General features: G+C 39.1%; 12 protein-coding genes. 8 read left to right on the forward strand and 4 right to left on the reverse strand.

Going from position 1 to position 15,024, the window contains the following annotated elements; all coding sequences use genetic code 11:
* The first annotated feature begins 76 nt into the window (after nt 1-76).
* Nucleotides 77-3,739, forward strand: coding sequence for an NB-ARC domain-containing protein (locus AACS98_RS23035; RefSeq protein WP_066384597.1), 3,663 nt, complete (start codon nt 77-79; stop codon nt 3,737-3,739).
* Nucleotides 3,740-3,805: 66 nt separating this feature from the next.
* On the opposite strand, the gene AACS98_RS23040 is transcribed toward AACS98_RS23035, so the two are convergent.
* Complete coding sequence (locus tag AACS98_RS23040) at nt 3,806-5,242, reverse strand: MBL fold metallo-hydrolase (protein WP_066384599.1); 1,437 nt, start codon at nt 5,240-5,242, stop codon at nt 3,806-3,808.
* Nucleotides 5,243-5,259: 17 nt separating this feature from the next.
* The gene (locus AACS98_RS23045) at nt 5,260-6,711 is read right to left on the reverse strand and encodes a UPF0489 family protein (RefSeq protein ID WP_066384601.1); all 1,452 of its coding nucleotides are present in this window, start codon (nt 6,709-6,711) and stop codon (nt 5,260-5,262) included.
* 322 nt (nt 6,712-7,033) lie between these two features.
* On the opposite strand from AACS98_RS23045, the gene AACS98_RS23050 reads away from it, so the two are divergent.
* The 6 genes from AACS98_RS23050 (at nt 7,034) to AACS98_RS23075 (ending at nt 11,649) form a co-directional block, all read left to right on the forward strand.
* The gene (locus AACS98_RS23050; protein WP_066384604.1) at nt 7,034-7,309 is read left to right on the forward strand and encodes a Nif11-like leader peptide family natural product precursor; all 276 of its coding nucleotides are present in this window, start codon (nt 7,034-7,036) and stop codon (nt 7,307-7,309) included.
* A 367-nt stretch (nt 7,310-7,676) separates the two neighbouring features.
* Nucleotides 7,677-7,973, forward strand: a complete 297-nt coding sequence (locus AACS98_RS23055) for a Nif11-like leader peptide family natural product precursor (protein ID WP_066384606.1) — start codon at nt 7,677-7,679, stop codon at nt 7,971-7,973.
* Between the two features lie 74 nt (nt 7,974-8,047).
* Complete coding sequence (locus tag AACS98_RS23060; protein ID WP_156481566.1) at nt 8,048-8,347, forward strand: Nif11-like leader peptide family natural product precursor; 300 nt, start codon at nt 8,048-8,050, stop codon at nt 8,345-8,347.
* A gap of 31 nt (nt 8,348-8,378) precedes the next feature.
* Entirely contained in the window at nt 8,379-8,654 is a 276-nt protein-coding gene (locus AACS98_RS23065; protein ID WP_066384610.1) for a Nif11-like leader peptide family natural product precursor, read from the forward strand.
* A 99-nt stretch (nt 8,655-8,753) separates the two neighbouring features.
* The gene (locus AACS98_RS23070) at nt 8,754-10,271 is read left to right on the forward strand and encodes an FAD-binding oxidoreductase (protein ID WP_066384612.1); all 1,518 of its coding nucleotides are present in this window, start codon (nt 8,754-8,756) and stop codon (nt 10,269-10,271) included.
* Between the two features lie 46 nt (nt 10,272-10,317).
* Nucleotides 10,318-11,649, forward strand: coding sequence for a tryptophan 7-halogenase (locus AACS98_RS23075; protein WP_066384615.1), 1,332 nt, complete (start codon nt 10,318-10,320; stop codon nt 11,647-11,649).
* A gap of 105 nt (nt 11,650-11,754) precedes the next feature.
* Here AACS98_RS23075 and AACS98_RS23080 read toward each other — a convergent pair whose 3' ends face one another.
* Nucleotides 11,755-12,852: a GAF domain-containing protein gene (locus AACS98_RS23080; protein ID WP_066384618.1), complete on the reverse strand. Its 1,098-nt coding sequence runs from the start codon at nt 12,850-12,852 to the stop codon at nt 11,755-11,757.
* 80 nt (nt 12,853-12,932) lie between these two features.
* Nucleotides 12,933-13,709 (reverse strand): MinD/ParA family ATP-binding protein, encoded by a 777-nt coding sequence (locus tag AACS98_RS23085; RefSeq protein ID WP_066384621.1) that lies wholly within the window; start codon nt 13,707-13,709, stop codon nt 12,933-12,935.
* Nucleotides 13,710-13,816: 107 nt separating this feature from the next.
* On the opposite strand from AACS98_RS23085, the gene AACS98_RS23090 reads away from it, so the two are divergent.
* Entirely contained in the window at nt 13,817-14,998 is a 1,182-nt protein-coding gene (locus AACS98_RS23090) for a DUF7005 family protein (RefSeq protein ID WP_066384624.1), read from the forward strand.
* Nucleotides 14,999-15,024: the final 26 nt, after the last annotated feature.

A 15,024-nucleotide genomic window follows, 5' to 3' on the forward strand; every position in this document is an offset into this window, starting at 1 on the left:
GATAGAACTGATCAATTAAATCAAAACTTTTCATATTTCTTTTGTTCTGATTGTATTTAATATAAATCTATAATTTATGGACGTTCAAGAAGCCTTAGCCTTTGTTGACACTTTCATATTCCAGAAAAAAGGTAAGCATCTGAGTGATTTGCAAAGGCTGCTTCTGCATGCGTTTTGGTCAGAACCACATCTACGCTACAGTGACATTGCCGAAACCTATGGTTATTCAGTAAATTACCTTAAGCAAGATATTGGCCCTAAGTTATGGCAGTTGCTGTCGGAGGTGTGCGGTGAAAAAGTTAGTAAAACTAATTTTCGCTCGGCTTTAGAGAGACAATGGTATCAGGCTAGTGCAACTTCAGTTGTTGGGGAAAATGTCGCCCAGACAAATGTTAGTGATCAGGTGATGGCAACGCCAGACGCTTGGCGATCGCCAGATATAATTAACATCCCAGTCAGGGAGACGACAAGATACCAAGACTGGGGAGATGCACCTGATGTTTCTGTGTTCTATAATCGGACTGAAGAACTGGCTACCCTAGAACAATGGATAGTCAACGATGGCTGTCGTTTGGTGGTATTGCTGGGAATGGGAGGAATTGGCAAAACCCATCTCAGCGTCAAGTTAGCCGAACAAATTCAGCAACATTTTGAATATGTGATTTGGCGATCGCTTCTGCAAGCCCCTCCTTTACAACAATTGGTAATCAATCTCCTGCAATTTTTGACTCAAGGAGAGGAAAATAATTTACCCATCAGATTTGAGGCACAAATGTCTTATCTGATTCATATTCTGAAAACAAAAAGATGTTTGCTCATCTTAGATAATGCGGAAACAATTTTAAAAAGTGGTGTATTAGCAGGTCAATATCAAGAAGGCTATGAGGAGTATAGAACATTTTTTAAACGTATAGGAGAATGTCATCATAAAAGTTGCTTACTCCTGACTACCAGAGAAAAACCTAAAGAAATAGCCTTAATGAAAGGAGAAACCTTACCGGTTCGTTCTTTAAAATTAGGAGGATTAAATTTCCAAGCTGCGAGAAAACTCTTGCAATTAAGAGACGGATTTTTAGAATCTGAAGAATCTTACCAATTTTTAATCGAAAACTATGGAGGCAATCCTTTAGCGTTAAAAATTGTTTCGGCAATAGCAGCAGATTTATTTAATGGAAATATTTCGGAGTTTATTAGAAATAAATCATTAATTTTTGGAGAAATTAATAAAGTTTTAGAGGAGCAATTTAATCGACTACCATTGTCAGAAAAAAGCTTTTTGTACTGGTTAATTATTGAACAGGAGCCTATTGATCAATCAGATTTGAGGTCGGGAATATTTGCGAATATATCAGATGGAATAATTATTGAAACTATTCAATCGCTTTTGCATCGGTCTTTTTTAGAAAAAAAGAACACAAATTTCTTTTTACAACCTGTTGTGAGAGAATATTTATGCAACAAACTAATTGATGAAATTTTTGCAGAAATTCAAAACGAAAAAATATTTTTATTAAATCAATACCCTTTACTGAAGTCAAGGTCTAAAGAATATCTCAAACAAGCTCAGATTAAGCAGATTATTAAACCTTTATTAGATAAGCTGTTAACTTGCTATAAAAGTAAAGAAAAAATCGAGTTGCAATTCCAAAATATTATTAATAAACTCAAAAATGACCCGACATTAGAGCCGGGTTATGCGGCTGGAAATATTATTAATATCTTATGTCAGATGCAAGTTGAGCTATCAGGCTATGACTTCTCAAATTTAACAATCTGGTCTGGCTGTTTACAACATACGAACTTACAAAATGTCAATTTTACCGATGCTGATCTGAGTCAGTCAGTATTTGCAAAACAGTTAGCCAGTATTTTATCTATAGCCTTTAGTCCTGATGGCAGATTACTAGCCACTGGAGATGTGAACGGGGAAATTTACTTATGGCAAATTACAGACGGTCAACCAATTCTCAATTGTCAAGGTCATGCAGGTTGGGTACATTCAATTGCGTTTAGTCCTGATGGAAAAACGCTTTGTAGTGCTAGCAGCGACCATACGATTAAATTATGGGATGTGTGGGATGGCAGCTGCTTGAAAACGCTTACAGGCCATCATCAGCGAGTGCGTTCCATCGCCTTTAGTCCCAATGGTAAACTGATAGCCAGTGGCGGCAGCGACGCAACAATCAGACTCTGGGATGTTAACACTGGTGAATGTCTCAAAGTGTTTTCAGGACATAACAGTTATGTTTGGTCTGTTGCTTTCTCCCCTGATGGCAGCATGATTGCGAGTGGGAGTGAAGATAGGAGTATTAAACTATGGGATGTAAATACAGGTGAATGTTACCACACACTATCAGCACATGAGCGTTGGGTGCGGACATTAGCCTTTAGTCCCGATGGTAAGTTGATAGCTAGTGGGAGTGGCGATCGCACCCTGAAAATTTGGGAAACCAGCACTGGCAAATGTGTGCGGACATTAACCGGACATACCCAAAGATTGCGGTCAGTCGCCTTTAGTCCCGATGGTAAACTCATAGCTAGTGGTAGTGGCGATCGCACCGTGAGACTTTGGAGTGTTGCTGACGGACAATGCCTAAAAACCCTACACGGCCACAACAGTCTTTTAACCTCAGTCGCTTTTACTCCCGATGGCACAATGTTAGCAACTGGCGGCGAAGATCGCTCAGTGCGACTGTGGGAAGTCAGCACAGGTAGCTGCATCGATATCTGGCAAGGTTACGGTAGTTGGATTCAATCAGTCGCCTTTAGTCCCGATGGCAAAACCCTAGCTAGTGGGAGTGAAGATAAAACCGTCCGATTATGGAATCTAGAAAAGGCTGATGCTGTCAACACTCCTTTGAGTTCAATCGTCTTAGAAGGACATCGGGGATGGGTTTGTTCTGTTGTCTTTAGTCCCGATGGCAAACATCTTGCCAGTGGCAGCAGTGATTATAGTGTCAAGCTTTGGGATGTCACTACAGGTCAATGCCTGAAAACATTGCAGGGACACACCCGTTGGATTGGTTCAGTGGCGTTTAGTCCTGATGGATTGGTGTTAGCCAGTTGCGGCGGCGACTACACTGTTAAATTATGGGATATGATTACAGGAAACTGCCTGAAAACTCTCCACGGACACGAGGGTTGGTTATGGTCTGTGCAATTTAGTCCCGATGGAGTCACCTTAGCTAGTGCTTCTGAAGACAAAACCATTAAAATCTGGGATGTTGCCACAGGTCAATGTATTAACACACTGGTAGGACATACTAGCTGGGTGCAAGGAATCTGTTTTAGTCCTGATGGCAAACTTTTAGCCAGTGCCAGTTGTGATTGTACTATTCGTCTGTGGGATGTCGCCACAGGAGAATGTTTAAAAACCTTACAGGGACACACCAGTTGGGTACAGTCAGTAGCATTCAGTCCCAATGGAGAAATTCTAGCCAGTGGTAGTTGCGACCAGACCGTGAAGTTTTGGAATATCAATACAGGTAAATGTCAGCAAACCATCCCAGCACATAAAAGTTGGGTGTGGTCTGTGGCGTTTAGTCCCGATGGCGAGATTTTAGTAAGTGGCGGTCAAGATGAAACTATCCAACTGTGGGATATTCATACAGGAAAATGCCTAGAGATGTTGAGAACAAAACGACCCTATGAAGGAATGTGCATCAAAGGAGCAAAAGGTTTAATAGATGTACAACGAGAAGCCTTAAAATTTTTAGGCGCAGTCGATGAGAATGAGTAGGTTTGTTGATTTGATGCCGTACTGTGCGCTAACACACCCTACTGGACTTGGGTTAGTCCTAGAGAATTACTTATCTAGTTTGAAAAGGGTATTGCCCATCCGCATCATTAGTTTTCTGGTTTCGCTGGGTTGTTCTCTGTTGTCATTTCCATGATGCCATTGAGCGATTTCATGATTTAACACCTTCTTCAATACCTCACGGTAAGGAAATCTAAACCCAAGCGGATCAGAAATTAGTTCTTCGTCTGGTTTGATGATTCCTTGAGGAGTTGGTAAGTAGATTTTTTGAAACCTGCGATAATGACCGCCAAGATTAGCATAATCCCAACCTTTGAATCCTTGCAAAATTCCATAAAGACTGGAGGCTGTCATATAAGTAAAGAGATTTGCCAAAGGATTTCTACCTGCTTGAGCTTGAATATTGGTTTCTGAAAAATCAAAATTCCAAATCTTTGAGCCGTCGGGAAAGACTATTTCCAATTGATAAATCACTTGCCATCGACAATGCTCTATAAACAGAAAATTTCGATTTTTAGTGATCAATTCCGCTAGGTTAACACTAATTTCCTGCTCAATTGCCTGCTTCATCTCATCAAGATGATAGTTGTCGGGATTGCTATCTATCATTTGATTCCCGACTCGAACGGGTGCAAAATCTAAATCTTCTCGATGATCAGAAATTTTTTTGACAAATTTGCATTCACCTTTTAAATGATTAAATTCACCGTGTTCAAAACTTAAAACATCCCCAGGGTCTAAGGTAAATATATTGTCACCTATTTCTGGACAAACAATTTTTATATCCTCACAAAAACGTTCTCTCGTAACGGGAAATAAAATTTTATTCAGCCAAGCTGAATCCCCATTACATCTAAAAGCATTAGAACCAGGAGCAATTGCTTGCGGCTGAATTGTACTAATAGTCTCTAGAACCTTGCTATAGATTGAATAGGGAAAATTTAAACTCATGTTCAGTTGATAGTTCATCTCTAGCATGGGTTGCCACATGGCTAAGAGAAAATCTATCTTTTCATAGCGAGATTTAATCAAACGAATAGTATTCAAGCTAACGATTGTATCCACTTGATTCCAAAAAACTCCCGATTCGTCAGCAAAAATCACACCGTATTCAGGCACTCGGTTTTCTGAACGAGTGGTTAACAAACTTGTAGCACCAAATTTTACTTTATTAAAATCTTTTAAAGTATAAATATAGGAATATCCTAATTGACGCAGACAGTCTTCTATCAACTTGTCTTCGGGAATTAGCACATCAACATTTTTGGGTAAATAAGCGAGAGAGCGAATATGAAAGTGATCTAAATGTTGATGGGAAATAATTAGTAGATCAAATTCGGGAATGTTCTCATGAATTACTTCTCTTTCGGGACAAATATCAAATAAGCCTTCTTGGTGTGGGTTCCAGAGAACTGGATCCATTAAGATTCGACAATCTTGGGTGTTGACGAAAATAGAAGCGTGTCCAATAACATGAATTTCCATCTTCTTAAACAGTAGAATTAATTTTCTAATTTTTGAACTAATATTGCAGTAGCCAACTGAATGCGTTGATATTTTTTATACATTGCTTGAGAGTTTGATTCGTCTCCCATCTGGTGGTAAATTTTGGCGAGTACGTTCACAGGCGGACTAAATGCTGGCATCAGTTCGCTGACTTTCAAAAAATGCTGGCACGCCTGTTTTAAATCGCCCTGTTTGGCGTAGATTCTGCCGAGTAATGAATGCGCTCCACAGGCTGTCATCTCATCTTGTAATGCAGCATGAAGAAAACTGGCTGCACGTTGGGGATATCCTGCTTGCAGTAGCAAATTGCCTAGCCTGAAGTTGAGTTGGGGGTGGCGAGTGCTGATTTTCTTGTAAATTTGATGGTGCTTGAATACCTGGCGAAAATCCCCCAATTTGCTATACAACAGCCCTAATGTAAAGTGAGCGATCGCCAACTCTTGTTGATTCACTCCGCTTACTTCTAGTTGCTGTTCTAATTCTTCCAAGTTCTGCCGCTCAAATTTTAAGTCACGACTGGCTAATTCACTAATAGAACGCAAGACACTGTAACGATAATTAACATCTAAACTAGCCGCTTGCTTGTGATAATCTTGGGCTAGTTCATGATTGGATTCCGCTAGGCTCAGTAGGTAGTAAGTTGTAGCGCAGTCTGAGAATTGTTGTAATTCCTCAAGACAACCGGCGACAACAACCTCAGCTTCTCCATCTCGCAATTTTTTGTCCAAATCGAATAAGCGCGAGTAATGACTGGACTTTTGGCGATCGCCTTCCCATAAAGCCGCCAGATAGTCTGCAATAAAACGATAACGCAATGGTGTATAACCACTACTGACTGAACGAGTTAAGGTGACAAAATCCGACGTTAAAGGCAGCTTTTGCAAGCTAGTAAACACCTCTTGCGGATCGATCCAAGGTTCGTCCGCAGGTAATTCAATAAAATAGTCGATATCGATATCAATTAAACTGTCTTCTGGCAGCTGCAATTGAGTTAGATCACGATAATCGCAAATAACTACATCCAATCCCAACAGTTTCCCTTCTAAGATAGTACCGACTAGCTTAAAACTTGATAAATCTTCCAGGCTCACTCCTTCCATTGATTGCAACTTGCCCAGAATTTCTTTAATTTTTTGTTCTCGATTTTGTTCTTCGTTTTGAGGGGGACTCACCCAAATCAAACGGGAAATCATGCCCAAGCGGTAAGCCGGATATAAGAAATCTTCAATGCTATAGCTGTAACCGCGATCAGGCAACATGTGATGGGGTTTCTCATATTTAGCCAATTCATCAGCCGTTGTGCAATTTTCCAATGCTGCAATTCGCTGCTGGCTGACTAACTGAAGGTCTATATGTGCATCTAAATAAATTAAAGTTTTACCTTGAATCCTGCGCCGCTTCCACTCTGGTAATACAGCAGAATGCTCTTCAAATATGATAGGTTTCATTATTTCTTTATTTATTTTCTTGGTGTTATTTTAGTTAATCAACACTATAAGCGCATTCTAAATGTATTTTTTGCAAAGCAATATATATGTTAAAAAAAGTTTACGAAATCTATTAATAAACATCCTTCAAAATTAACCACCTGAACTTTCCATAACTTTTATTAACTGCAACAAAAAAATTGTATTTACATCCTGAACTTTTAAGAACTTATCTATATTGCGATGCTAGAACATCTAGATTATAAAAGAATTATGTCTGATTTTTGATGATTTGATTCAGCAAAAACATCCATCTGATTAACTAATTACTAGGAGAAATAAAATGTCTAAAGAAGCTCTTGTAAAAATGTTTGAAGCTGCTAAAGAAGATGCGGCTTTACAACAGCAACTAGAAAAAGCTGATGGATATGCAGAAGCTGTAAAAATCGGTGCTGAAAATGGCTTTAATTTTACTGAAGAAGAAGCACAAGCTTTCCTAGCTGAACGCGGCTTAATAGAAGGGCCAGAAGGAGAATTATCTGAAGAAGCCCTTGAAGCTGTTGCTGGTGGCTGGTTTGATAACTGGAGAGTCAGAATTCGTGGCGGTTCTGGTTGGTAGATCGTAGTTTCCACTGTTCTACAGCAGGTAAATTATGACTTGCTATAGTTCAATTCAGTTGGTTGGTGTTTGTTACTTGCGAGGTAAGTAATCAAATAGTCAACTTGAAGAGGGTATATGTTAATTTCATTCAATATACCCTTCCTCTTATCTATCGTAAAAATGAACCATTTAAATCAAAGTAACTTGTTTACTTAGTTATTATTTATTGCCTATGACTCTGTAACATGGTTATGATTATTGTTAATATTTGATTATATTAAAATCAGATTATTTTTTAATTTAAATAATTTTAATTAATCTTTAAAACTTAAACATTAGTGTGGAAAATAACCAAAATATCTGATTTTTTTGAGGAATAATATTAATGTCAAAAGAAGTTGTTGAGCAATTAATGCAAGCTGCTAGCCAAGATGTAGCGTTACAAAATAAACTGGAAATTGCACAAGGGTTTGCAGAAGTTGTTAAAATCGGTGCTGAGAGATGTTATCAGTTTACTCAAGAAGATGTGCAAGCTTTTCTGAATGAGCTTGGTATTCCTGTTGAAGAAAGTTCCGATGGTGAACTATCAGAAGAAATCCTTGATGCTGTTGCTGGTGGATGGTTTCAGAATTTGAGAATTAGGTATGGCAATAACCCACCAATTACAATCCGTCAGTGGTAGCAAAATATTTTTTCAGTTCTTTTGTAGGTAATCTGCTCAACTTCCTCTATTTATTGAAAACCAGGACAAATCAAATGTCTAAAGAATCTGTTGCACGCATGATAGAAACTGCTGGAGAAGATTTAGCTTTGCAAAAAAAGCTCGAAGCTGCACAAGGGTTTGCAGAAGTCGTTCAAATTGGGGCGGAAAAAGGATATCAGTTTACTGAAAAAGATGTACAAGCTTTTATGACTGAACGCGGTATTAATATCATAGACATCGTAGACGGTCAGGGGGAAGAACTATCAGAGGAAATGCTTGATGCTGTGGCTGGTGGCTCTTTTTGGGACGGAAAATGGACGGATAACGTGAGAATTAACCTTCGTGGTTGGTAATTTTGTTCAATATGATTGAGGTAATTTTACAATGTCGAAACAAGCGATCGCACAAATGATGCAATCCGCTAGTCAAGATAAAACCTTGCAACAGCAACTAGAACAGGCGGGCGGATTAGCAGAAGTGGTAAACATTGGTGCGGAAAAAGGCTATCAGTTTACTGAAGAAGATGTCCAAGCTTTTCTCTTGGAACATGGCATTAATTTTGATGATAGCGAAGAAGGTGAACTATCAGAGGCAGTCTTGGAAACTGTCGCTGGCGGTATGGTGATTAACTGGTGGTCGCCCAGGTTTAGAGGTTGGTAAAACCCTACTAATTCAATTAGTCAGGCCATCCTGTCGGTAATTTCAAACCCCTAATCATAGCACCCAGGCGATTGCCTAACGTTAACATAAGAACAAAAGATGGATGTACTGAAAGCTTGGCAAGAAATCCTCACAAAAGAGAATGTTTTCACAGACGAAGCAAATATTGCTGCTGTGCAGACAGCAACTTTTGCTACTAAACAGCGAGTGTTGGCGATTATTCGACCAGGCGATCGCGCCGAAGTTCAAGAATGCGTCAAAATTGCCAATCAATATCACACACCTATTTATCCTATTAGCCGGGGTAAAAATTGGGGCTTGGGTTCACGAGTTCCCGTTCAAGATAACTGTGTAGTGATGGATTTGAGCAGGTTAAATCGCATTATTGAATATAACGAAAAGCTGGCTTACATCACTGTAGAACCAGGAGTTACCTTTCAACAGGTATTTGAATATTTGCGCGATATTCAGTCCAACTTATTTATATCTGTAATTGGCGGTTCTCCCCATGCTAGCTTAATCGGAAATGCCTTGGAAAGAGGAGATGGTATTGGGCCGAATGGCGATCGCGCCAGTTATGTTTGCGGTTTTGAAGTAGTTTTACCCACAGGAGAACTGATTCATACTGGATTTGGACGTTTTGCTCATGCCAAAACTACACCTGTGAGTCGTTGGGGAGTAGGGCCTTCCCTAGATGGTATATTTGCCCAATCTAATTGGGGCATAGTCACCCAAATGACAGTTTGGTTAACACCCCTACCCAAATATTATCAATCTTTTAATTGTGTCGTTAAAGATGATGATTCTTTAGAGAAAGTCCTCGATATCATTCAGCAATTAATGCTGCAAGGTACAATTCAGGAAAACTGTTTTAATCTTTGGAATTGCTACAAAGTTTTAGCCAGAGAAGGGCGATATCCTTGGCAACTTTTAGGAGGAAAAACCCCTTTTTCTCTGAAAGAATTAAAAGGTGTTGAACCTTGGATAGGAAGTGGAGATTTATATTGCGCCAGTCGCGAACAAGCATTCGCATTACAGCAGATAATTGAAGAAGCATTCGCCGGAAAAGTAGCTCCAGTAACTTTTAGAGGACACGATGCTAGTAATGAACTATTAAATTTAAGTATTGGGGTTCCCAGTAATTTAAATGTCAAAAGCACTTATTGGCGCAAGAAAATCAAAATACCTAACAATATCGATCCTGATAGAGATGCTTGTGGTGTACATTGGCTTTGTCCATTATTTCCTTTTGATGGACAGCAAATTGTTGCCGCCTTAAAAACAATTGAATCAACAATTAAATCCTTTGGATTTGAGCCAAACATTGCCATCAGTTGTTCAACAAGTAGAAGTGTCAAAATGTTTATCGCTATCATGTATGATCGCGAGCAACCTGAAGAAGATGATCGAGCAATGTCATGCCACAATCAAATTTTACAATTCTTATTGCAATCAGGATATATTCCTTATCGGTTAGGGATTCAATCAATGAATTCTCTCCCCTCGCCAGCAGATGATTATAATCAATTAATTAGCCAATTGAAACAGCAACTAGATCCTAATAATATCCTTGCTCCTGGCCGATACGATTTTAGAAACAATTTTGAAAAATATTAATTAACTAACAACTGCCAAACTTTTCATTTTTGGATGATAAAATACCATGAAAATAGCCGTTATTGGTGGTGGTACAGCAGGATATATCGCTGCATCACACATCAGCAAACATTTTCCTCAGTTTGACTTATATCATATTTATGACTCGACTATCCCTAGCATTGGGGTAGGTGAAGGCACAACACCTTACTTTTTAACTTGGTTAGATAAAATTACTAATTTGAGCTATGAACAACTAGAAAAAAGATGTCATATTACTCGAAAATTTGGCATTAGCTTTGAGAATTGGGGAGTTGAACACGAAAAATTTTTCCATCACTTTTATCCCGTCGGACAAGGATATGCCTATCATATTTCTGCCGTGGAAATCGTTAATCTTCTTAAAGAACATGTTTGTGCGACAGAAATTGATTCCAATGTAATAGATTTACAAAGCAACGGAATATCAGTCAAGATTATATTAGCAAATAATACTAATCTAGAAGTTGACCTAGCAATTGACGCGCGAGGATTTCCTCAATCTTTTGATGAAAATTACATTAAACTGTCTTGGATACCTACTAATAGAGCTTTAATTCGTCAAGTTCCGGGAATTGATGATCATACTATTGATCTAAAAATTGGCAGCCATGCGGTCAAGTATCAAACAGCTACTAGAAGTATAGCTCGACCTCATGGTTGGATTTTTACCATTCCCCTAACCAATCGCACATCTTATGGTTACATTTACAATCGTGATATTAGTTCAGTCAGTGAAATAGAAACAGATTTTGATAAATTCTTTCAGGCAGAAGGAATTACCTATAATGGTCAAGCTAAACAGGTAAATTTCCCGAATTTTACTGTACGTAATTGTTTTGACGGCGCACTTTTTAAGATTGGTAATAGTGCTTCGTTTCTCGAACCTTTAGAAGCAACAGCTATTGGCTGTATTCTCAAACAGGTTGAAGCCATATCTCATTGGGTGCTTCGGTCTTTTGCTAAACTCGAAAAAAGAGAAAGATTAGATGAAAGCCAACTGATAATTTTCAATCAATACTTTCTGAATTATGTTTATAAGATGTCTCTGTTTGTTGGCTGGCATTATGCAATGGGGTCTCGCTTCAATACAAAATTTTGGGAATTTGCCGAAGCTAATTTTTATCAAGAAATAGAAAATTTGGAGAATAAAACACTATTAGAAAAATTTTATAGTGTTTTAGAATTAGCACAGCGATCGCCTCATCCAATTGACAATTTTCTAGAATTCTCATCAACAGTAGCAGAGACAGAAACCAACATTGTCACCGCTCTCATCAAAGGAGTTGCCAAATTATACGGTCAGTGGACTCAGCCAAGTTTTACCGAAGTCGGATATGGCATCGGATATTTTTCCTAAGGAGTCTACATAACCTCGTTATAACCCCCGCGTGAATGCGGGGGATTTACGCCTGATGACTTTTAACTATGACAAGCAGTTTTAGTCCTAACTTAGTTCGGTTTTTCAAATTTGATTATTGTTGTTTCTCAATTGCTCGGCACGTTGCTGTAAATTTTGGAAAAAATCCTGGTTGATAATTTCGGCAATTTCGCTGTCTTTTTTCGATTGATCGATTTGAATTTGCAATTCCAATACTTGTTGTTTTAGTTTCTGTTCTCGTTTGTGGAATTCATGAGACATGTGAATAGCTGCTGCGGCTTGGTTAGCCAAAGCACCTAAAAACTCTAAATCTTCTTCTGTATAGCGGACAAGCGGAGATAAATTATCAACGTATAAAACCCCGATGGTTTCCTTGTAGTTTTTCAAAGGCACACACATACAATTCTGAATTCCATCTAGAACTACTGAGATAGAATCAGAAAATCGCTGATCGCGCTGAGGATCTTGAGTGATAATTGCATCCCCGCTTTTATAAGCGAGATTGACAATCCGCCGACTGTAAAATGGTTGATCATCATGAAGATACTCTCGTAACTTCACAGCTTTTGGTTCGAGTTGTTGAGACTCGTCATCAACTAAAAGAATGACAGCCCGATCAATTCCCATAATTTGAAACAGCAAATCCAGAATTTTTTGGAGAATTTGTTCTGGTTCATCAGGAGAACAGAGTTGTTTGCTGACTTCTAAGAGAATTTTGAGTTTGTTGACTGATTTTTGTCCACTATTGTGAGTATTAAATTTGATAACTGAATCTTCATTAAACTGCTGGTTCACCAAACTGTCCAGTTGAACTGGTATTTGGGGTAAAGCAATTTGTTTTAAATTATCACTTAATAATTCTTTAGCATCGATATTCTGTAACTGTGATGTCGTCAGATCATGAACAAATTTAAACGGCGCAGTACCGCAAGCAATGACATCACCATCAGCCAGTTGATAAGAATCAATTTGCACTTGATTCACAAAAGTATGATTGCGACTCTGACAATCTTGAATTGTCACCCCATTGAGGGTGACGTGAATCTGCGCGTGGTAACGTGATACAGTTTCTTCTAATAAAACAATAGTGTTATCGATTTGGCGACCAATGGTGTTAACTCCTGGTTTCAATTCATAGACTCTCTCATTTGAAGTTTCAGGAGCGTAGATTAAATAGGACACGGTTGCTCCTCAGATATTATCTAACCTTTACTAGAAATTTAGTGCCAAAAAATAGACACTTACCTGGTAAATATGAACAGTTAAATTGTAACTGCGTTGCTAGTAATTTGTTTAGCCATGTTTTGCAAAACTGTACTGATGGGATGGTTACTGTATTTAATTGTAAAGATGCCTTGACTAGCTAAACGCAGCATATCGGGAGAGTCAGGCAGAATGCCCAACACAGGCACATTGTAAGTAGATCGGACTTGTTGACACATTTGCTCGAAGTTGTATTCAGGTAAGGCTTTGTTGACTATCAGAAACAGATTAGGGACTTTGAGTCGCCGAGCCACATCTACTGTAACGGCTGTCCCCTGGAAATCTTGTCGATCTGGTCTTAAAATTAACAGCACAATCTGGGACACTGTTAACGAAAGTAACGTTTCTTCACTCAGGCCAGGATGAGTGTCGATAAATAAATAATCTAGTTTTAAATCCTTAATCAGCTGCTGATATCCTGCAAATAATAATTCCGCGTCGAAACCTTCTCTTAATATCCGAGAAATATCATTGATTTTGACACTAGCAGGCACTAAATAAATCTTGCTATTGGGAGTTCCCTGTCCTTCCAGCACATGACTGACATCATAGGCTGCATCGGTAATTTTACCCTTTCCCCAGAGAAAATCATTGAGCGTGCGATCGCCCTGCTGCTCCCCCAAACCAAACAGAATATGAATGCCAGGGGAAGGAAGATCAGTATCAATAATTCCAACGCGATTTCCCTCACGGGCAACCAGTGTTGCCAGATTAGCGGTAGTATTAGATTTGCCAGTGCCGCCCCGATAAGAATGAATCGAAATAATTCTTGACATTTTGTTATTAAGTTAAAAGTAACAAAAATAAAACATAGAGTATATTTTAAAACATCTTTTTCATTTATTATTATTCCTAATATACTTTTTTGACTTTTGCGGTAGCAATGAATTCTTCACAGTTTTTTGCTGATATTTTGGCAGGTTATGGAGCTAGCGAGTCAGAAATCGTGGAATTGCTGACATACAATCAAAATGTCTTCGCTCGCCCTCTGCCAGAGTACCTGCACCAACCGCAATCAGAACCTTATCTTGCTACCTGGGAGCAATATGCCCAAGAGTCGGCTAGCGTTGGGGTTTATGCAACTTTGAAAACGCATTTGGTTCAATTTCAGTTTCCGATACTGGCTGGTATCAGCGAGACGGAAGAATATCGAGCAGCAACTCGCAAAGGGAAATCAACCAAACAGATGAAGACTGCTAGTGGGTTGGTTTTGCTCCAACCGGAACAACTCCAACTATATGTTTATCCAACCTTAGCAGGTGCGATTCCTGTCTTAGTTGCAGGGAACCGACAAGATTTTATCAGCTTAGTCCAAGCATTGACTAAACGTAACGAACCCAAGTCCATCCCAGACTCAATGGGAGCCTGCATTGTAGAAGGATATAACAACTGGCATCGGGTGCGCCAATACCAACAAAGATGGCTGGAGAACAATCAAAATCAGGAGCATCCAGGCAATTGGGCAGACGAGTTTCAACGGTTAATTCAGCGTCCAGAACTGTATCGAGATCGGTTTATATTGCTCAGTCGGGGGGCGTATAGCAACGTTAACGCTATTGAATTAGGACTCGATGAACAACGATGGCGAGAACTCTCGCTCAAAATTCGCTTAGAACACGAATCCACCCATTATGTAACACGCCGTTGGTTCGGCTCGATGCGAAACAACATCCTCGACGAATTAATTGCAGATTATCGAGGTATTGTGAGTGCGAACGGCAATTATCGGGCTGACTGGTTTTTACATTTTGTGGGTTTAGAAGCCTTTCCCACCTATCGTCAAGGGGGCAGATTGGAAAATTATCGAGGCGAGCCACCACTCTCAGACGGGGCGTTTCAAGTTTTACAAATATTAGTGAAAAACGCTGCCGAAAATTTAGAAGAGTTTGAGCAAAGATATTGTCATTCAGTACGAACCAGCCAAGAAGAAATGGCAATGTTAATAGCTTTGTCAACGCTAAGACTGGAAGAATTAGCTTCTAAGCAAGGAGTGTCTTTGTTAGAAACAGCCTTTAATTCCCAAAAACAGATGATTTTCAACTCTGATGCACTCAATATTCAGTGAGAGAATAACGGGGAAAAATTGCCAAT

The organism is Anabaena sp. CA = ATCC 33047 (genome assembly GCF_963870205.1).
In the GTDB taxonomy this organism is placed as follows: Bacteria; Cyanobacteriota; Cyanobacteriia; order Cyanobacteriales; family Nostocaceae; genus Trichormus.